General features: G+C 63.9%; 19 protein-coding genes. 10 read left to right on the forward strand and 9 right to left on the reverse strand.

Annotation, left to right across the window (positions count from 1 at the left end; translation table 11 throughout):
* Positions 1-9: 9 nt before the first annotated feature.
* The gene (locus AADZ90_RS05135; RefSeq protein ID WP_367308826.1) at positions 10-720 is read left to right on the forward strand and encodes a hypothetical protein; all 711 of its coding nucleotides are present in this window, start codon (positions 10-12) and stop codon (positions 718-720) included.
* Positions 721-723: 3 nt separating this feature from the next.
* Here AADZ90_RS05135 and AADZ90_RS05140 read toward each other — a convergent pair whose 3' ends face one another.
* The gene (locus tag AADZ90_RS05140) at positions 724-1,581 is read right to left on the reverse strand and encodes a D-amino-acid transaminase (protein WP_367308825.1); all 858 of its coding nucleotides are present in this window, start codon (positions 1,579-1,581) and stop codon (positions 724-726) included.
* Between the two features lie 70 nt (positions 1,582-1,651).
* On the opposite strand from AADZ90_RS05140, the gene AADZ90_RS05145 reads away from it, so the two are divergent.
* A complete protein-coding gene (locus AADZ90_RS05145) occupies positions 1,652-2,383 on the forward strand; it encodes a DUF4344 domain-containing metallopeptidase (protein ID WP_367308824.1) in 732 nt (243 codons plus the stop codon).
* Positions 2,384-2,386: 3 nt separating this feature from the next.
* Here AADZ90_RS05145 and AADZ90_RS05150 read toward each other — a convergent pair whose 3' ends face one another.
* Both AADZ90_RS05150 and AADZ90_RS05155 read right to left on the reverse strand, forming a co-directional pair.
* Positions 2,387-3,181, reverse strand: a complete 795-nt coding sequence (locus AADZ90_RS05150) for a CE1 family esterase (RefSeq protein WP_367308823.1) — start codon at positions 3,179-3,181, stop codon at positions 2,387-2,389.
* 71 nt (positions 3,182-3,252) lie between these two features.
* On the reverse strand, positions 3,253-4,209 hold the full coding sequence (locus AADZ90_RS05155; RefSeq protein ID WP_367308822.1) for an L-malyl-CoA/beta-methylmalyl-CoA lyase: 957 nt from the start codon (positions 4,207-4,209) through the stop codon (positions 3,253-3,255).
* A 141-nt stretch (positions 4,210-4,350) separates the two neighbouring features.
* Here AADZ90_RS05155 and dgcN point away from each other — a divergent pair, with 141 nt between their 5' ends.
* Complete coding sequence (dgcN, locus tag AADZ90_RS05160) at positions 4,351-5,394, forward strand: N-acetyltransferase DgcN (RefSeq protein WP_367308821.1); 1,044 nt, start codon at positions 4,351-4,353, stop codon at positions 5,392-5,394.
* The gene (gene dgcA / locus AADZ90_RS05165; protein ID WP_367308820.1) at positions 5,391-6,362 is read left to right on the forward strand and encodes an N-acetyl-D-Glu racemase DgcA; all 972 of its coding nucleotides are present in this window, start codon (positions 5,391-5,393) and stop codon (positions 6,360-6,362) included. The genes dgcN and dgcA overlap by 4 nt, the downstream gene beginning before the upstream one ends.
* Positions 6,363-6,366: 4 nt before the next feature.
* Here the strand turns inward: dgcA and AADZ90_RS05170 are convergent, their stop codons facing one another.
* The 3 genes from AADZ90_RS05170 to sfsA all read right to left on the reverse strand — a co-directional run bounded on the left by AADZ90_RS05170 (position 6,367) and on the right by sfsA (position 9,082).
* Entirely contained in the window at positions 6,367-7,413 is a 1,047-nt protein-coding gene (locus AADZ90_RS05170) for a TRAP transporter substrate-binding protein (RefSeq protein ID WP_367308819.1), read from the reverse strand.
* Positions 7,414-7,499: 86 nt separating this feature from the next.
* On the reverse strand, positions 7,500-8,309 hold the full coding sequence (gene map / locus AADZ90_RS05175; protein ID WP_367308818.1) for a type I methionyl aminopeptidase: 810 nt from the start codon (positions 8,307-8,309) through the stop codon (positions 7,500-7,502).
* A 56-nt stretch (positions 8,310-8,365) separates the two neighbouring features.
* On the reverse strand, positions 8,366-9,082 hold the full coding sequence (sfsA, locus tag AADZ90_RS05180) for a DNA/RNA nuclease SfsA (RefSeq protein WP_367308817.1): 717 nt from the start codon (positions 9,080-9,082) through the stop codon (positions 8,366-8,368).
* A 38-nt stretch (positions 9,083-9,120) separates the two neighbouring features.
* Here sfsA and AADZ90_RS05185 point away from each other — a divergent pair, with 38 nt between their 5' ends.
* From AADZ90_RS05185 to AADZ90_RS05200, 4 genes are read left to right on the forward strand one after another with little or no spacing between them, the layout of a single operon-like run.
* Positions 9,121-9,843: a competence/damage-inducible protein A gene (locus AADZ90_RS05185; protein WP_367308816.1), complete on the forward strand. Its 723-nt coding sequence runs from the start codon at positions 9,121-9,123 to the stop codon at positions 9,841-9,843.
* The gene (locus AADZ90_RS05190) at positions 9,840-10,571 is read left to right on the forward strand and encodes a GNAT family N-acetyltransferase (RefSeq protein ID WP_367308815.1); all 732 of its coding nucleotides are present in this window, start codon (positions 9,840-9,842) and stop codon (positions 10,569-10,571) included. The genes AADZ90_RS05185 and AADZ90_RS05190 overlap by 4 nt, the downstream gene beginning before the upstream one ends.
* A complete protein-coding gene (locus AADZ90_RS05195) occupies positions 10,568-11,134 on the forward strand; it encodes a peroxidase-related enzyme (RefSeq protein WP_367308814.1) in 567 nt (188 codons plus the stop codon). The genes AADZ90_RS05190 and AADZ90_RS05195 overlap by 4 nt, the downstream gene beginning before the upstream one ends.
* Positions 11,131-12,114, forward strand: a complete 984-nt coding sequence (locus AADZ90_RS05200) for an OmpA family protein (protein WP_367308813.1) — start codon at positions 11,131-11,133, stop codon at positions 12,112-12,114. The genes AADZ90_RS05195 and AADZ90_RS05200 overlap by 4 nt, the downstream gene beginning before the upstream one ends.
* A 178-nt stretch (positions 12,115-12,292) precedes the next feature.
* Here the strand turns inward: AADZ90_RS05200 and AADZ90_RS05205 are convergent, their stop codons facing one another.
* From AADZ90_RS05205 to AADZ90_RS05215, 3 genes are all read right to left on the reverse strand, one after another.
* A complete protein-coding gene (locus AADZ90_RS05205; protein WP_367308812.1) occupies positions 12,293-13,198 on the reverse strand; it encodes a LysR family transcriptional regulator in 906 nt (301 codons plus the stop codon).
* Between the two features lie 141 nt (positions 13,199-13,339).
* The gene (locus AADZ90_RS05210) at positions 13,340-14,611 is read right to left on the reverse strand and encodes an NAD(P)/FAD-dependent oxidoreductase (protein WP_367308811.1); all 1,272 of its coding nucleotides are present in this window, start codon (positions 14,609-14,611) and stop codon (positions 13,340-13,342) included.
* Positions 14,611-16,005: an aspartate aminotransferase family protein gene (locus tag AADZ90_RS05215; protein WP_367308810.1), complete on the reverse strand. Its 1,395-nt coding sequence runs from the start codon at positions 16,003-16,005 to the stop codon at positions 14,611-14,613. The genes AADZ90_RS05210 and AADZ90_RS05215 overlap by 1 nt, the downstream gene beginning before the upstream one ends.
* Before the next feature lie 176 nt (positions 16,006-16,181).
* On the opposite strand from AADZ90_RS05215, the gene AADZ90_RS05220 reads away from it, so the two are divergent.
* Entirely contained in the window at positions 16,182-17,261 is a 1,080-nt protein-coding gene (locus tag AADZ90_RS05220) for a polyamine ABC transporter substrate-binding protein (protein ID WP_367308809.1), read from the forward strand.
* A gap of 24 nt (positions 17,262-17,285) precedes the next feature.
* The gene (locus tag AADZ90_RS05225) at positions 17,286-17,909 is read left to right on the forward strand and encodes a LysE family translocator (protein ID WP_367308808.1); all 624 of its coding nucleotides are present in this window, start codon (positions 17,286-17,288) and stop codon (positions 17,907-17,909) included.
* The last annotated feature ends 5 nt before the right edge of the window (positions 17,910-17,914 follow it).

Consider the following 17,914-nt stretch of genomic DNA (forward strand, 5'->3'; position numbering starts at 1 on the left):
AGATCACAAATGGAAAGCGGCTGGTATATCCTCCTTCTCCTGTTGTTGCTGCCCTTTGCGACATCCCTCGAATTTTCATTCGGAGACGATGATGATGACGACGATGACGGCGCCACGTTCGAGGGCACCGATCGCGATGAAAGGATTCGCGGCACCGAGGGCGACGACACCCTCCTGATGCGCGGCGGCGACGATGTCGCCTTTGGCGATGATGGCGACGACGTGATCGACGGTGGCAGCGGTGATGACGACCTCTTCGGCGAAGATGGGGACGATGTCCTGACTGGCGGCTCGGGCCGTGACGAACTGGTCGGCGGCGAGGGCGCGGACGTCCTGCGTGGCGAAGATGGGGATGACCTGCTCGACGGGGCCGACCCCGACGATGACGGCGACCGCGACGTTCTGGACGGCGGCGACGGCGAGGATGAACTGATCGGCAACGAAGGCGACGTCATGACCGGGGGCGATGACGACGACCGGTTCATCGTCGAAGAACCTGATGAAGACGGTCCGGCAGCGACGGTTACGGATTTCGATCCGGACAACGAGACCCTTATCCTCGAGCTTGATGAGGACGATATCGACGAGGATCTGATCGAGTTCGAGGATACCGACGACGGCGCCACGCTGAGCTACGACGGCGAGACCTATGTCGTCTTCGAAGGGCTCGACGCCGACGATCTGGAAGACGCCGACATTGAAGTCGTCGCGACGGGCTGACCTCTACACGGCAGCCTTGCGGCTCTCCTCCAGATAGATCTCGCGCAGGCGGCGGGCAACGGGCCCGGGGGTGCCGTCGCCAAGGGTTGCCTCGTCGATCTGCACGACAGGCATGACGAAGCTCGAAGCAGAGGTAATAAATGCTTCGTCGGCCTCTTTTGCTTCGTCAGGAGTAAAGGCGCGTTCTTCAACCTTCATCTGCGCTTCGCGCGCAAAGCGAAGGACGGCTGAACGGGTGATGCCGTGCAGGATCTCCGTGCCCAGGTGGCGGGTCACGATGGTGCCGTTCTTGACGATATACGCGTTGTTCGACGTACCTTCGGTGACGCAATCGTCTTCCACCATCCAGGCGTCGTCGGCGCCCTCGGCTTTGGCCATCATCTTGCCCATCGAAGGATAGAGAAGCTGTACCGTCTTGATGTCCCGGCGGCCCCAGCGCTCATCAGGGATCGTGATGACGCGGATGCCCCTCTCGGCCTGCGGGCTATCGGCAAGGCCGGGTTTGGCCTGGGTGAAGAGGACGACAGTCTGGGGCGTGCCCGCTTCGGGGTAGGCGAAATCGCGATCGGCGGCGCCCCGGGTGATCTGGAGATAGACGAGGCCATCCTCGATGCCGTTCTCCTCGACGAGATGCCTGTGGATACCAAGAAGCTCGTCCTCGGTCAGCGGCATCTCCATCCCAAGCTCCTTGAGCGAACGGTCCAAGCGTTTGGTGTGGCCCGCAAAGTCGATCAGCTTGCCGCCAAGGACGCTCGTCACCTCGTAGACGCCGTCGGCGAACAGGAAGCCACGGTCGAAGACCGACACCTTGGCCTGCTCTTCGGGCAGGAATTCGCCGTTGACGTAGACGGTGCGGCTCATTGCGATCTCCCTCTGGGTGCGCGGTTGGTGATAGGCCGAACCAGGCACGGGGCGCAATGGAGGACGCGGCATGATACGGACAGGGCTTCTCGCGGCGGCACTTGCCGCGCCGGCGGCGGCGGAAACCGAGGTAACGCCCTTTGTGGAAAATGTCGTGATCCACGTGGTCATGCACGAGATGGCGCACGCATTGATCCGGGAATTCGACCTGCCGGTCCTCGGCAACGAGGAGGTGATCGCCGATGCCTTCGCGACGCTGGCCGTGGCCGAGATCTGGCCCGATCGAGCAGCCGATATCGTGATGGCACGGGCCGCGTCGCTGTGGTTGGAAGGAGAGCAGTCAGGTGAGGCGGACTTATGGGGCGAGCACCCTCCTGACACGCGGCGGGCATTCCGCGCGGCCTGTCTGCTTTACGGCTCTGATCCCGGGCGGTTTGGCGAGATTGCGCAACTGGTGGACATGCCCCGCGATGCCGCCGAGGATTGTGCGGAGGCCGCGCCCGAGATCGCGCGAAGCTGGCGGCGGATCGTGGCGCCCTACCGGATGCCCGAGGGGCGGCTGAGCACTGAATTCCGGCTGATATACGAAGACGGGCCGCTCACAGCAGAGATGCAGGAAAGCGGCGTTCTGGCCGAACTCGCTGTGGTCTTTCGCAACGTCGACTGGCACTCGCAGATCACCTTGCGGTTTGCCAATTGTGACGGTGCGGCAGAGTGGAGCCGGAACGGGCGCACGATCACGCTTTGCGACAGCTATGTGGAGCGTTTCGCGATGCAGGAAGGTGAGATATCGGGCGGCTGACGGTCAGGAGGCGCCGAGGACGCGATCGATACCGTGTCGCAAGCGCTCGGTCGAAAAGGAATGGCCGCCGGTGAAGAGGCAAAGGTCGAGGATCTTGCCATCGGGATTGGCGGTCTCGGTACAGGACAAGCCGCCCGGGGCCTCCGTCTGAGAGGGATCGTTGAAGCCGCCTTCGGCGGTGTAGCGATAGATGACGGTCGTAACGTCGCCCTGGCTCGTCTCTCCGATCGGGCGGCCCTTGATCGGCACGACCGGATCTTCGGTCCCGTGGATATGGACGATGTTCGCGGGCGGTGTGGGGCAGCTTTCGGGGACAGGTGCCCAGAACGTCCCGGACATCGGGATAAAGCCCGCGAAGCTTTCGGACATTCCACAGGCGAGCGTCCAGGTCATCATGCCGCCCGCCGAGAATCCGGTGACGACAAGGCGATCGCGGGCGAGGGGGACGCGGGTGGCGACATCCTCGATCACGGCAGCGGCGTAGTCGTATTCGCGCGCCTCTTCCTGCTGGGGCTCCCGCGGGCGATGGGCGAGGTTCCAGTCCTCCCCCGCCGACTTGAGCGCGACAAAGGCCATGCCGAGTTCGTCGGCGAGACTGCGGAGCGATCCGTTGCGCATCGCCCCGGCGGCGGAACCGCGATAGCCGTGGGCGAAGAAGAACGCGCCGATCTCCTCTCCATTATGACCCTCGGGCAGGTAAAGCCGGTAGGTCCGGTCGCCGATCACGCAATCCGTGTCCGGCCCGCAGGCGGCCACCGGTCCGGCCAGAAGGGCAAGGCAAAGGGAGAGGGGGCGCATGAGGCAGTCTCCTGTCCGTCGTTCCGGCGCAACGTGGCAGCGCCGCCCCAGCCCGGCAAGTCACATCCCGGTCAGCCCGCGATCATCTCGGCCTGTCGGACGATGACCTCCGCCTGCTTGATCGACGCGATATCGACAAGGCGCCCTTTGTAGACCGTCGCCCCCTCTCCCTTTGCCTTGGCCTCTTCCATGGCAGCGAGGATCTCTCGCGCCTCTTCCACGGCCGCCTCGGACGGCGTGAAAACCTCGTTGGCAAGCGCGATCTGCTTTGGGTGGATCGCCCATTTGCCGACCATGCCCAACACGGCGGAGCGGCGGGCCTGGGCGCGGTAGCCTTCATCGTCAGAGAAGTCGCCGAACGGACCATCGACGGGCAGGAGGCCGTGAGTACGGCAGGCGGCGACAATGGCGGCCTGCGCCCAGTGCCACGGATCGGACCAATGCCGTTGGCCGTCCTTCAGCATGTAGTAGTCGTCCTGCGTGCCGCCGATACCGGTCGTCGCCATGCCCATGGAGGCCGCGAAATCGGCGGCACCCAGGCTCATCGCAACAAGGCGCGGGCTGGCCGCGGCGATCTCTTCCACATGGGCGATTCCAGCGGCGCTTTCGATGATGACCTCGAAGGCGATCGGCTTGGCCCGGCCCTTGGCAGCCTCGATCGCGGTCACCAGCGCATCGACGGCATAGATATCCCCGCCTGTACCCACCTTTGGGATCATGATCTGGTCAAGCCTGTCACCCGCCTTTTCCAGCAGGTCGACCACGTCGCGATACCAGTACGGCGTATCAAGCCCGTTGATCCGGACGCTCAGCGTCTTGGTGCCCCAGTCGACCTCTGAGATCGCCTGGATCACATTCTGCCGCGCCGTATCCTTGTCGGAGGGGGCGACCGAGTCTTCGAGATCAAGATTGATGACGTCCGCAGCAGAGGCCGCCATCTTTTCAAACAGCGCAGGACGAGAGCCCGGACCGAAAAGCTGGCAACGGTTCGGCCGGGCCGGGGCGACAGGCTGGATGAGGAACGACATGTACGGATTCCTTCAGGCAAGAATTGCAAATGATTTGTCGCCTTGCCGATAGATTCTTGCGCAACAGAGCGCAAGCGCTGTGGGGCTTTCGCGGCATCGAAGGCTCTGCCATGCTTTCCCCATACCAAAGGCGAGCCTTCAATGATTCCAACACCCTATCTTCTGTTCCTCGGCGACGCGCCGGACGCGCTGGCCGCCAAGGTCGCACAGGGAATTCGCGACTGGCGGCCCGAGATCGCCGTCGGTCAGGTGCGACTACCGGGCTGTCAGGCGGATATGGGCCTGCCCGATATGACGTTGGACGAGGCGAAGGCCGCCGGAGCAAAGACGGTTGTCGTCGGGGTTGCGAATCGGGGCGGACGGATGGCCGACAACTGGATTGCATTCCTGAGTGATGCGCTGGCTGCAGGGTTCGACGTGGCAAGCGGGCTCCATACGATGCTCCGCGATCAACCGGCCCTGGCTGAGGCGGCCGCGCGGGCCGGGCAGGAATTGCATGACGTGCGGGTCCCGACAGTCCAATACCCGATCGCAGACGGGCAGAAGCGGACGGGCAGGCGGTGTCTGGCCGTCGGCACGGATTGCTCCATCGGCAAGATGTACACGGCAATGGCGATGGACCGCGAGATGCAGGCCCGGGGGCTGAAGTCGACGATGCGGGCCACGGGGCAGACTGGAATCCTGGTTACCGGCGCTGGAGTGCCCCTGGACGCGGTGGTCGCCGATTTCATGGCGGGGGCGGTGGAATGGCTGACGCCGGATAACGACGCTGATCACTGGGATCATATCGAAGGCCAGGGAAGCCTTTTCCATGTCTCCTATTCCGGAGTGACGATGGCGTTGATCCACGGCGGCCAGCCCGACGCGCTGATCCTGTGCCACGAGCCGACGCGGACGCATATGCGCGGTCTGCCCCATTACAGCTTGCCGACGCTTGAGGCGTTGCGGGACACGGCCCTGCCTCTGGCGCGTCTGGCAAACCCGGCCTGCAAAGTGGTTGGGGTTGCCGTGAACACCAAGGCACTGTCGGATGACGAAGCTCAGACCTGCGTGAAGGAGATCGAGGCTCGGATGGGTTTGCCGACAGTCGATCCGGTACGGCACGGGGCCGGGCGGCTGGTCGACGCCCTCGTCGATCCTCACGGATCTTCTCGGTCCAGCGAAGAGGCCCGCAAGGGCCGATGAGCACCCGCCTGAGCGTCACACGCGACATCTTTCCGCTGGCCGAAACCTTCACCATTGCCCGCGGATCGCGGACAGAGGCGCAGGTCATCCGCGTCGACGCGTTCGACAGCACTGCAGCAGGACAAGGCGAATGTGTGCCCTATGCTCGGTACGATGAAACGCTCGACAGCGTTGCAAAGGCAATCGAAGCCCTGCCGGACGACATAAGCCGTATAGACTTGCAGGAGGCTCTGAGGCCCGGGGCGGCGCGAAATGCAGTCGATTGCGCGCTCTGGGATCTGGAGGCCAAGCAGGCAGGGCGGCCGGCCTGGGACCTGGCAGGACTGCATCGTCCCAAGCCAGTGCGAACGGCATTTACACTATCCTTGGCAGAGCCGGAGGTGATGGAGCAGAAGGCGCGACAACATGCGGCGTGGCCCTTGCTCAAGATCAAGCTCGGTGGCGAAGGCGATATGGAACGGCTTGAGGCTGTGCGGCGCGGCGCGCCCGACACCGAGATCATCGTCGATGCGAACGAGGGGTGGACGGCAGAGCTGTATTCAGAATTGGCGCCTCACCTGGTGCGGCTCGGTGTTGCAATGGTCGAGCAACCCCTGCCTTCCGGGAAGGATGGGATGTTGGCCGAAATCGCGCGCCCCCTCCCCGTTTGCGCAGATGAAAGCTGCCATGATCGCACGTCGCTACCGGAACTCACTGGCAAGTACGACATGGTGAACATCAAGCTCGACAAGACCGGTGGCCTGACCGAGGCGCTGGCACTGCGCGACGCCGCGCGGCAGGCCGGCTTCGGGATCATGGTCGGCTGCATGGTCGGGTCATCACTGGCCATGGCTCCCGCCATGCTCGTCGCCCAGGGAGCGGAGATCGTGGATCTCGACGGCCCGCTCCTGCTCGCCGAAGACCGCAAGCCCCCCCTGCGCTACGACGGCGGAAATGTCTTCCCGCCATCGCCAGAGCTTTGGGGGTAGCCGCTCAGGAGGGATCCGCCATCTCGGCGGCCACCGCGGCTTCGGCGCTGTCGATCAGGCCGGCACCGTCTAGACCTTTGCGGCTGACTTCGGCGATCCAGTCTGCACGCACCTTCTCCCCGATCTCACGCAGCCGCGCGGTTTCAGCCTCGCTCAGTTCGGCGATGGTATTGTCCGCGGCAGCCATCAGCTCGCGTCCGACCCTGTCGCCGGTATCATGGGCACGCCCCGCCCAGGCGCTCGCCATCATGCCGGAATTGGCGTCGATGATTGCCCGCAGATCATCCGGAAGGTCTTCGTAGACGTCTCTATTCATCGCCCAGATGAAGTAGAGGTTGTAGAGGGACCGGTCCCCGGCGACATCCGTGTGGCTGTCGGTCAGATCATCGAGCTTGAGTGACGGCGACATCTCCCACGTGATCACCCCACCGTCGAGGACACCTTTCGACAACGCCTCGGGGAAAGCGGGGACAGGCATGCCGACAGGCTCTGCCCCGATCTCCTTCAGCAGCAGCGTCGCCGGACGGGACGGGCCGCGGAGGCGGAGGCCATCAAAATCCTCGACCGTCCCGACAGGTGCGCCGGTTTTGTGAACGATCCCAGGCCCGTGCATATGCGCGGCGATCACGTGAACATCCGCGAAGTCGTCCATCAGGTGCTCTTGCGTGAAAGTCCAGGCAGCACGGCTCGCCTCTTCGGCGCTTTTTGTGGTCATGAAGGGTAATTCAAGCGCTTCCGCTTCGGGAAAGCGGCCGGGCTGGTAGCCGGGGATGACCCAGCCGCCATCGATCGCGCCGTCGCGGATCAGGTCATACTGGCTCGGGGCCTTCCCGCCGAGTTGCATGAAGGGATAAAGCTCGATCTCGATCCGGCCACCCGATTGTTCTTCGATGGCCCGGGCCCAAGGGTCCATGAAATAGGTCGGGTTCGCAGAGAGCGGTGAGACGAAGTGCTGGAAGCGCAGCGTTACCTCGGGCTCCGCCAGCACCGGTGCCGTCAGGCCGGTCGCGGCGATGATGGCGGCGAGTGTGGACTTCAAGAAACTCATCATGGATGCCCCCCTTTTCTGCTCGGTCAGGCAGGAAATAGGTAAGCTATGCTGACATTATTTGCAAGTGATTTGCAAGTGCGGTTACGTCATGTCCAAGTAGGATGATACCTACCTGCCGGAGAAAGCGTAAAGATTTCAGCACCATGGGCGGTAATGCCCACGGAATGCTCGAACTGGGCGGACAGCGACTTATCCCGGGTGACAGCCGTCCAGTCATCAGCCAGCACCTTGGTCTCCGGACGGCCGAGATTCACCATCGGCTCGATCGTGAAGAACATGCCTTCCTCCAGCCGCGGGCCGGTATCAGGGCGCCCGTAATGCAGCACGTTGGGCGGCGCATGGAAGACGCGGCCCAGACCGTGCCCACAGAAGTCGCGAACGACCGACATGCGCTGGCGTTCAACATAGGATTGGATGGCAAAGCCGATATCGCCGAAGGTGTTGCCAGGTTTCGCTGCCTCGATCCCCAGCATAAGCGCGTCATGCGTCACCTGGATCAGACGCTCTGCCTTGCGGCTGACGGTGCCGGCCACATACATCCGGCTGGTATCGCCGTACCAGCCATCGACGATCACGGTCACGTCGATGTTCAGAATATCGCCGTCCTTCAGGACCTTGCCGCCAGGAATACCGTGACAGACGACATGGTTCACGCTGATGCAGCTGGCATGCTCGTAGCCCTTGTAGCCGATCGTGGCAGACGTCGCTCCCGCGGCCTCGACCTGCTCGGTGATGAACTGGTCAAGCGCACCGGTGGTCTGCCCCGGCACGACAAGCGGAGCCACGGCATCGAGGATCTGCGCGGCAAGACGCCCCGCACGGTGCATTCCGGCGAAATCCGCGAGATCGTATATACGAATACCATCCCTCGTCAGCCGACCTTTCGACTCGTCCAAAACCACGCTCCTGTCGCTTGCCACAGACCATAAATAGGCCGTTTATCGCGGATATTCTAGTTATGCGGCGTCGCAGCAATCGGCAATGGGCGACCGAAAGAGACGCCGTCGCGGTCGATCACGGTGTCGTAGCAGAGCATTTCGACACCGGCGTCCCGCGCCGCCTGAAATGCGGCGGCATAGGCCGGGTCCAGATCGGCAGCCATCTTGAGCCGTGCGCAATCGGTGCGCTGAACGAGGTAAAGCATCACGGCGCGGTGGCCCTGGGCCGCCATGTTAGACAGCTCACCCAGATGCTTGGCCCCACGGGCGGTGACGCTGTCGGGAAACTCGGCCCAGTCGTCCTCGCGCCGAAGGTGGACGTTCTTGACCTCCACATAGGCGTCGGGAAGGCCCTCCTGGGTCAATAAGAAATCGATGCGGGAATTGGTACCGTACTTCACCTCCGGCCGGACGCCTTCATACCCGGACAGCTCAGCCACTGCACGGCTGCGCAGTGCCTCCCCCACCACACGGTTCGGAACGGCCGTGTCGATACCCGACCAGTGGCCATCCGGCAGCTCGACCAGACGCCAGCCATACTTCAGCTTCTTCTTCGGATCGTCGTTCGGCTCCAGCCAGATGCGCAGGCCCGGTTCCTTCAGGCCCATCATAGAGCCGGGATTGGGGCAGTGGGCCTTGATGATCTCGCCCGTCTCAAGCTCCGCATCGGTCAGAAAGCGATTGTAGCGGCGGATCAGGCGGGCGGGGACGAGGGGGGTGTCAAAGCGCATGCGCCCTCCTATACCGCAGGGGAAGAGAGGGGAATGCCATGTCAAATCCGAACGCCGCCATGCTTGTCATCGGGGATGAGATCCTGTCAGGGCGCACGCGGGATGCGAATATGCACCATCTGGCGGCGCGGCTGACGGCACACGGGATTACGTTGGCCGAAGCGCGGGTGGTGGGCGATGACAAGGCGGCGATCGTGGCGGCCGTGCGCGCCCTGTCGGACGAGTACGATCACCTCTTTACCTCCGGCGGGATCGGGCCAACCCATGACGACATCACCGCCGACTGCGTGGCCGAGGCGATGGGCGCGACGATCCGCATCCGCGACGATGCGCGGTCGATCCTGGAAGCGCATTACCAGCGGGCCGGTACCGAACTGAACGAGGCACGGCTGCGTATGGCGCGGGTGCCGGAAGGGGCCGTCCTTATCGACAACCCGATCTCGGCAGCGCCGGGCTTCACGATCGGGAACGTGCACGTCATGGCGGGCGTGCCTGCGATCTTCGAAGCGATGGTGGCCTCCGTCTTGCCAACTCTGACAGGGGGCGCGCCGCTTCTGTCGCAATCCCTCAGGATCGAGCGTGGCGAAGGCGATATCGCCGGGCCTTTGGGGGACCTGGCCGAACGGTATGGGGATCTCAGCTTCGGCTCCTATCCGTTCCAGAAGGACGGGATATTCGGCGCCCAGGTTGTCGTGCGCGGAACGGATGCCCGCCGCATCGACGCCGCGATGGTGGAGCTGACGAAGCTTCTGCCGGAATGACCGGGCCGGGAATGGCCGGGCTCTACCGCGTCATCGAAGGGACGTGGCCGCCCGCCTCGCGCCAGCGCGTCGGACCATGGACGATCCGCGAAGGGCGCGGCGGTGGCGGGCGAGTGTCGTCGGCAACCGCAGAAGCCGCGGTCACCGACAACGACATACCCGCGGCGGAGGCTGCGATGCGGTCGTTGGGACAGACCCCGCTCTTCATGATCCGGGAGGGTGAGGATAGGTTGGACACGCTGCTCGCGGCCCGCGGCTATGGCGTGAAGGACGCGGTGAATGCCTACTCCGCGCCGGTGAGCGCATTCCCGGCTCCACCGCCCATCACCTGTTTCAACGTCTGGCCGCCCCTGGAGATCATGAAGGAAATCTGGGCCGAAGACGGGATCGGCCCGTCGCGGCTTGCGATCATGGAGCGGGCACCCGAGCCAAAAACCGCGTTCCTCGGGCGAACAGACAACCAGCCAGCCGGTGCGCTGTTCGTCGGCTGCGCAGAGGATCTCGCGATGGTCCATGCGGTGCATGTGCTGGATCGTTTCCGCCGCCGGGGCCTGGCCGCACAGATGATGGGGGCCGCGGCGCGGTGGGCCGGCTGGCACGGCGCCGAACACATCCTGCTGATGACAACCCAGGTTAATACAGCGGCAAACGGATTCTATCGCGCTCTGGGCATGTCCGAGATCGGCCACTACCATTACCGCATTCACCCCGATCCGGAGTCTGCATGACCGACACCCCCACAGCCCTCGATCTCCCCGAGGTCGATCCGATGCCCGAGGCAACGCGGAAGTATTTCGACATCTGTCAGGAAAAGCTCGGCCTCGTCCCGAACGTGCTCCGCGCCTACGCGTTCGACATCGACAAGCTGAACGCGTTCACAGGGATGTATAACGACCTGATGCTGGGCGAGAGCGGCCTGTCCAAGCTCGAACGCGAGATGATTGCCGTCGCCGTGTCGTCGGTGAACAAGTGTTTCTACTGCCTCACCGCCCATGGTGCGGCAGTGCGGGAACTGTCGGGCGACCCGAAGCTGGGCGAGCATCTGGTGATGAACTGGCGCACCGCTCCCCTCGATACCCGCCAACTGGCCATGCTCATCTTCGCCGAGAAGGTGACGGTCGAAAGCCACAAGATCACGGAGGATGATCGGGAAGCGCTGCGGCAGGTTGGCTTCAGCGACCGGGACATCTTCGACATCGCGTCGGTTGTCGGCTTCTTCAACATGTCGAACCGGGTCGCATCGGCCGTCGATATGCGCCCGAACGACGATTACCATTCAAAGGCGCGATGACGCGCTTCATCACAGTCGTTCTGGCGGCCTTTCTGACCGGGCCAGGGGCAGCACAGACGCTCGACCTCCCGGCGACGGCCACTCTTCAGGTCGAAGAGGTCGAGCCGGCGACCACCTATTCCATGCCAATCGGCCCTTGGGCCGAGACCGGCGTCGCCGTGGAAGAACGCACAGGCACGGTCAACCGCCGGGTCTGGCGGATCGGCGGCGGGCTGACCACGGCGCAGCTGATTGCGCCGATCCGCCAGCAGCTCGAAGCGGATAACTGGGACATCCTCTTCGCTTGCGAAACCGAAGGCTGCGGCGGCTTCGACTTCCGCTTCGGGATCGACGTGATCGGCGCACCGCGGATGCAGGTCGATCTGGGGGATTTCCGGTTCTTGTCGGCAGAACGGCCAGAAGATGCGGCAGCGCTCCTGGTGCTGGTAAGCCGAACCAGCTCGGCCGGGTTTGTTCAGATGATAAGCGTCGCTGGCGGGTTGGACCTACCGCTTACCGCGGTGGTGAAGGAAGACGAAACCCCGAGGGAGAGCGCAACTGCCGAGCCATCGCCACCCCCCCGGCCAATCATCGCCGCACCGACGACGACCACCGGGCTCAGCGGGAACATCGCACGCGATCTCGGAACCGTCGGCCGGGCGATCCTTGGGGATCTGAATTTCGCGACCGGATCCTCTGATCTGGGGCCGGGACCGTTCGCCAGCCTCGACGCGCTGGTGGCCTCCCTGCGCACCGATCCGGCCCTGCGCATCGCGCTGGTCGGACACACGGACGCGGAAGGATCGCTTGAGGCAAACATCGCCCTGTCGCGCGCCCGCGCCCGATCAGTGCTGCAACGGCTCGTCGACAGCTACGGGATCGACCGCACGCGGCTCGAAGGCGAGGGGATGGGCTATCTGGCCCCGATCGGAAACAACCGGACGGAAGAGGGTCGGGCCGCCAATCGCCGGGTCGAGGCGATCGTCATATCAACCGAGTAACCGGATCAGGCCGCATATTGGGTTTTGGTGGCATCCCGGTGCATAACGCAACCGCGCCGTCTGACCCAAGACCTGTGATGGTCTGCGGCACGATCTGCTTTACCAAGGAAACGCAAGACTACTTACCGCGGTGCTGGCGGAAGGCCTCAGCCGGACGCCTCAATCGAGCTTTGGGACCCTACCAGTTCTCCGGGCCCTTCTCGGTGAAGGAGTGAACCAGGAAATCGATGAAGGCGCGCACCTTGGGCTGGGTAAACCGGCCCGGCGGGTAGACGGCATAGATCCCCTGAAGCTCCACCGGCAAGTCCGGGATCGCCTCTTCGACCACGCCATCCGCCTTCGCCTCTGCGTAAAGAAACGACGGCAGGTAGGCGATGCCAAGCCCCGAGATCGCGGCGTTCAACAGCGATTGCCCGTCATTCACGGTCAGCCACCCGGCCGTGCGCACCTGGCGCTTCTCGCCCGACGGCGCGGTCAGCTTCCACACCGCGCCATTCGACTGGTTCGAGTAATGCAGCAGCTTGTGATGGTTCAGGTCGTCGATCTTCTCGGGCCGGCCATACTTCTCGAAATAGGCGGGCGAGGCGATCATCCGCTTCGTCGTCTCGGTCAGCTTGCGGGCGCGCAGGGTCGAATCCTCAAGCTCGCCGATCCGAATCGCCATGTCGAAGCCTTCGGAAATCAGCTCCACATACCGGTTGTTCAGCACCATGTTCACGGTGATGTCGGGATATTCCTGCAGGAACGCGCCGATCACCGGGCTCAGATGGTTCACGCCGAAATCGGTCGCGACCGAGATCCGCAGCAGACCCGACGGCGCCGATTGCATCGATGTGACAAGCGCATCCGCCTCGCCGGCGTCGTTCAGGACACGGCGCGCGCGGTCATAATAGGCAAGGCCGATCTCGGTCGGGCTGACACGGCGCGTCGTCCGGTTCAGCAGCCGCGCCCCCAGCCGCGCCTCAAGCGACGAGACGTGTTTCGAGACGGCGGATTTCGAAATCCCCATCTTCTTGGCGGCATCGGTGAATCCGCCCTGATCCACGACCGTGGCAAACGCCTCCATCTCGGTCAGACGATCCATCCGAACGCTCCCGGTAACTCCTTGTTGGACAAAGGTATCGGGACAGAATCGGGCAAGATTGAGAACGATCCGGGACGATAAAGGGGTTTCGCACAGGATCGTTCGCAAGACGGAAACGCAACTTTGGGTGGCTTTGACCTCTCAAAGCATGTCGCGCAAGCGGTATCCAAGCATGGCGAGGACCAGCAACGGGCTGCGGAAAAACGTCCCGCCGGGGAAGGGCGGCGCAGGGATCGCAGCCAGCGTATCGAACCGTTCCGCCTGCCCGGCGATGGTCTCTGCCGCGATCTGACCGGCGAGCGTTCCCATGGCAACGCCATGGCCGGAATAGCCGGAAAGCGACAAGGTTGCGGGACCCACACGCATCAGATGCGGCATCCGGGTCATCGTGATCCCCAGCGTGCCGCCCCAGGCATGGGTGATCTTCACGGTCTTCAGTTGCGGAAAGACCCGGGCAAGCGGCCCGCGCACCTTCCGGGCGATGTCGCGCGGGAAGCGATAACCGTAGCTTTCGCCGCCGCCGAAGATCAGGCGGTCGTCCTGCATCCGGAAGTAATTCACGACGAACTTGTCGTCGGCCACCGCGATGTCCCGCTTGATCGGGGGATCAGGTAACGGCTCGGTCGCGACGATGAAATTGTTGATCGGCATCACATGGTCGGCGACATAAGGCGCCAGATCGCCGAGATACCCGTTGCAGGCAAGGATGATATGCTCTGCCGTCAGCGTCGCCTTCGACGTCCGCACCGTGCGATCCGTCAGGCCGGTAACGCGGGAGTTTTCGTAGATCGTGACGCCCGCCGCCTCTGCCAGCCGCGCAAGGCCAAGCACATAGGCCAGCGGGTCCAGATGCGCTCCGCCGTGGTCAAGCACACCGCCCTCATAGACCGGGCTGTCGATCAGGTCCCGCAGATCGGTGCGATAGAACGTCTCGGTCTTCTCATACCCGTACTCGGTGCCCAACCAGTCGGCATAGATATGCGCCGCGGGCATCCGGTCGGGGCGGTAGACGGCTTCCAGGATGCCGTCCTTCACCGGCACCCCCGCCTCGGCCGCCAACGAACGAACGAGCGACACCGCATCAAGGCCCATCTGCCAAAGGTGCCGCGCGGCCTCGCTGCCGGCCTTGCGCTCGATCCAGTCCTGATCGCGCCGTTGTCCCGTTCCCACCTGCCCGCCATTGCGGCCCGAGGCGCCAAACCCTACCCGCTGCGCCTCAAGCACCGTCACCCGGTAGCCCCGACGCGCCAAATGCAGCGCGGCGGACAGGCCGGTATAGCCCGCGCCGACGATGGCGATATCGGTGATCGCCGACGCCTCGAACGCCAGCCGCGGCTCCGGCAGATCGTTCACGGCCGCGTAGTAGGAGGGCGGGTATTCGCCCGGCCGGTCGTTGGCGGTCAGAAGATCCATCAGGCGGCTTCGAGCAGCCCCTCCGCCTTGGCCTTGTCATACGTCTGGTCCAGCGCCCGGGTCGCCCGGTCGACGAAGACTTCCGTATCCGCTTCGGTCATGATCAGCGGCGGAGAGACGATCATCCGGTCGCCCACATGGCGCATGACGATATCGTTGGCGAAGCAGGCATCACGGGCGATTTCCCCGATTGTCCCCTTCGGCGCCTTGAACGGAGCCCGGCGCGACTTGTCCGGCGTGAATTGCAGCGCGCCCAGCATCCCGAGCGATCGCGCCTCGCCGATCAGCGGATGGTCCTCGAAGGTCGCGATGGCCTTGGCAAGCGCCGGCGCCGCAATCTGGTTCACATGATCCAGAAGGCTCTCCTCCTCCATGATCCGCAGGTTCTCCAGCGCCACGGCGCAGGACACCGGATGCCCGGAATAGGTGTAGCCGTGGTTGAAGTCGCTCTCGGCGATGACCTTCGCCACCCGGTCCGAAACCATGGACCCGCCGATCGGCGCATAACCCGACGACAGCCCCTTGGCGATCGTCATGATATCCGGCCGGATCCCGTAATACTCGCTACCGAACCAGCGGCCCGTGCGCCCGAAGCCCAGGATCACCTCGTCGGCGATCAGAAGGATTTCCCGCGCATCGCAAATCCGTTGGATCTCCGGCCAGTAGGTCTCGGGCGGGATGACCACGCCGCCCGCCCCCTGGATCGGTTCGGCGATGAAGGCGGCGACGTTGCCTTCGCCCAGCCGGTCAATCTCTTCCTCCAGCTGCCGCGCGCGGAGCAACCCGAACTCCTCGGGCGTCATATCCCCCCCCTCGGCCCACCAATGCGGCTGGTCGATATGGACGATGTTCTCGATCGGGAGCCCGCCCTGGGAATGCATATGCGCCATCCCGCCCAGCGACCCGCCGCCCATTGTCGAGCCGTGATAGGCGTTCTTCCGGCTGATGATGATCTTCTTATCGGGCTTGCCCACCGCCGCCCAATACTGCCGGACAAGGCGGATATTGGTGTCGTTAGCCTCCGACCCCGAGGCGGCAAAGAACGTCTGATTGAACGGCTCCGGCGCCAGTTCCGCCAGCTTCTGCGACAGCGCGATGACGGGCACATGCGAGGTCTGGAAGAACGTGTTGTAATAGGGCAGCTCCTTCATCTGCCGATACGCCGCCTCCGCCAGCTCGTGCCGCCCATACCCGATATTGACGCACCAGAGCCCCGCCATCATGTCGAGCACCTCGCGCCCGTCGCTGTCGGTCAGCATCATGCCGTCGGCCCGGGTGATGATCCGCGCGCCCTTCTTGGCCAGCGCATCGCCACCCGTGAACGGATGCATGTGATGCGCCGCGTCGATGCGCTGCAGCTCGGCGGTGGGCAGATGGTTCGTCAGGATGTTCATCGGATGTCCCTCGTTACAGTGCCGCGGCCCCCGCCGGGATGTCTTTTCGGCCAAGTTGCTCGGAAAGGCGGCGCTTGTCCATGCGGCGCATGCGGCAAGCGCGCGTCTGTCTTGCAAGCGCGCGCGATCCGCTATTTCCTACGCTGCAAAGTCCGACACTTAGGGGAGTCGCCTTAATGAGAACCACCGTTACCGCCATCGCCACCCTTTTCGCCGCGCAGGCCGCGCTGGCGCAGGAGGTGCGGGTCTACAACTGGTCCGACTATATCGACGAAGAGCTTCTGACCCAGTTCGAGGAAGAGACCGGGATCGATCTGATCTACGACGTCTTCGACAGCAACGAATTGCTCGAGACCAAGATGCTGGCGGGCAGCTCGGGTTACGACGTGGTGGTGCCCACCGGCACCTTCCTCCAACGGCAGATCACGGCGGGCGCCTTCCAGCCGCTCGATTTCGAGAAGCTGCCAAATGCCGAGAACCTGTGGGACGTGATCGCAGACCGGACGGCGCAGTACGACCCCGACAACCAGTATTCGATCAACTACATGTGGGGCACGACCGGTATCGGCGCGAATGTCGCAAAAGTGCAAGAGATCCTCGGAGAAGACGCGCCGCTGGACAGCCTCGCGTTGATTTTCGACCCGGCGAATATGGAACAGCTCGCCGAATGCGGGGTCTATTTCCTCGACGCCCCGACCGAGATGATCCCGGCCGCACTCCAATACATCGGCGAAAACCCCGACGCGCAGGATGCCGACACGATCGAACTGGCCGAACCGGTGCTGAGCGCTGTCCGGCCCTACGTCCAGAAATTCCACTCCTCCGAATATATCAACGCACTCGCCAACGGTGAGATCTGCGTCGCCTTCGGCTGGTCCGGCGACATCCTCCAGGCCCGCGACCGCGCGGCCGAAGCCGACAACGGGGTCGAGATCGTCTACAACGCCCCGAAGGAGGGCGCGCTGATGTGGTTCGACCAGATGGCGATCCCGGCGGACGCGCCGAACCCCGACGGCGCCCACCAGTTCCTCGACTTCATGCTCGACGCCCAGAACATGGCCGCCGCCTCGAACTACGTCTACTACGCCAACGGCAACCTCGCCTCGCAGCAATATCTCGAGGCCGACGTGATCGAGGATCCGGCGATCTATCCCGACGAGGCGACGCTCGAAAATCTCTACACGACAACGCCCTACGACGCCCGCACCCAGCGGACCGTCACGCGGATGTGGACCCGCATCAAGTCGGGCACCTAAGCAGACTTTCGGCGAGGTATGGTCATGATCGATCCGTTAAGCCTTCTGACATACACGGCAATCGTCGCGGGGTTCGTGTTCATCCCCGGCCCCGCGACGCTCCTGACCATGGCGCGGGCAACGGGGTCGGGAACCCGCGCCGGGATCGCAACCGCCTTCGGCATTGCCGTCGGCGATGTGATCCACACCATTCTCGCCGTCATCGGGCTGTCGGCAATCGTCTTCGCTTCTGCCGTGGCCTTCACCGTGGTGAAATATCTGGGCGCCGCCTACCTGATCTATCTTGGTCTCAAGGCGATCTTCGCAAGCCGTCCCCGATCCGACCGCCCGGTCCAGGTTGTTACCCCTCGGCGCGCCTTTCGGCAGGCCATCCTCGCCGAACTGCTGAACCCCAAGACGGCCCTGTTCTTTGTCGCCTTCCTCCCGCAGTTCGTCGTGCCTGAAAACGGCGCCGTCATGATGCAACTTGCGATCTTCGGCGCGATCCTGATCGCGCTCGGCCTGCTCAGCACGCTCATCTTCGCGATCACCGCCGGTCATCTCAGTGACTGGCTGCGCGGGAACAGAACCTTCCAGATCTGGCAGGGGCGCGTTGTCGGCAGCATCTATTGCGGGCTGGGCCTCCGGCTCGCCCTGCAAGAGCGCTAGACCGA

This window comes from Aestuariibius violaceus (assembly GCF_040779325.2).
Classification (GTDB): Bacteria; Pseudomonadota; Alphaproteobacteria; order Rhodobacterales; family Rhodobacteraceae; genus Aestuariibius; species Aestuariibius violaceus.

Bases quoted from the DNA above. Each gene is read 5' to 3' on its own strand.
- dgcA (WP_367308820.1), top strand. From the start codon at position 5,391: ATGAGCACCCGCCTGAGCGTCACACGCGACATCTTTCCGCTGGCCGAA.
- AADZ90_RS05205 (WP_367308812.1), bottom strand. From the start codon at position 13,198: ATGGATCGTCTGACCGAGATGGAGGCGTTTGCCACGGTCGTGGATCAG.
- AADZ90_RS05150 (WP_367308823.1), bottom strand. From the start codon at position 3,181: ATGCGCCCCCTCTCCCTTTGCCTTGCCCTTCTGGCCGGACCGGTGGCC.
- AADZ90_RS05190 (WP_367308815.1), top strand. From the start codon at position 9,840: ATGACCGGGCCGGGAATGGCCGGGCTCTACCGCGTCATCGAAGGGACG.
- AADZ90_RS05140 (WP_367308825.1), bottom strand. From the start codon at position 1,581: ATGAGCCGCACCGTCTACGTCAACGGCGAATTCCTGCCCGAAGAGCAG.
- AADZ90_RS05185 (WP_367308816.1), top strand. From the start codon at position 9,121: ATGTCAAATCCGAACGCCGCCATGCTTGTCATCGGGGATGAGATCCTG.
- sfsA (WP_367308817.1), bottom strand. From the start codon at position 9,082: ATGCGCTTTGACACCCCCCTCGTCCCCGCCCGCCTGATCCGCCGCTAC.
- AADZ90_RS05220 (WP_367308809.1), top strand. From the start codon at position 16,182: ATGAGAACCACCGTTACCGCCATCGCCACCCTTTTCGCCGCGCAGGCC.
- AADZ90_RS05145 (WP_367308824.1), top strand. From the start codon at position 1,652: ATGATACGGACAGGGCTTCTCGCGGCGGCACTTGCCGCGCCGGCGGCG.
- AADZ90_RS05195 (WP_367308814.1), top strand. From the start codon at position 10,568: ATGACCGACACCCCCACAGCCCTCGATCTCCCCGAGGTCGATCCGATG.
- AADZ90_RS05210 (WP_367308811.1), bottom strand. From the start codon at position 14,611: ATGGATCTTCTGACCGCCAACGACCGGCCGGGCGAATACCCGCCCTCC.
- AADZ90_RS05155 (WP_367308822.1), bottom strand. From the start codon at position 4,209: ATGTCGTTCCTCATCCAGCCTGTCGCCCCGGCCCGGCCGAACCGTTGC.
- dgcN (WP_367308821.1), top strand. From the start codon at position 4,351: ATGATTCCAACACCCTATCTTCTGTTCCTCGGCGACGCGCCGGACGCG.
- AADZ90_RS05135 (WP_367308826.1), top strand. From the start codon at position 10: ATGGAAAGCGGCTGGTATATCCTCCTTCTCCTGTTGTTGCTGCCCTTT.
- AADZ90_RS05225 (WP_367308808.1), top strand. From the start codon at position 17,286: ATGATCGATCCGTTAAGCCTTCTGACATACACGGCAATCGTCGCGGGG.
- AADZ90_RS05215 (WP_367308810.1), bottom strand. From the start codon at position 16,005: ATGAACATCCTGACGAACCATCTGCCCACCGCCGAGCTGCAGCGCATC.
- AADZ90_RS05170 (WP_367308819.1), bottom strand. From the start codon at position 7,413: ATGATGAGTTTCTTGAAGTCCACACTCGCCGCCATCATCGCCGCGACC.
- AADZ90_RS05200 (WP_367308813.1), top strand. From the start codon at position 11,131: ATGACGCGCTTCATCACAGTCGTTCTGGCGGCCTTTCTGACCGGGCCA.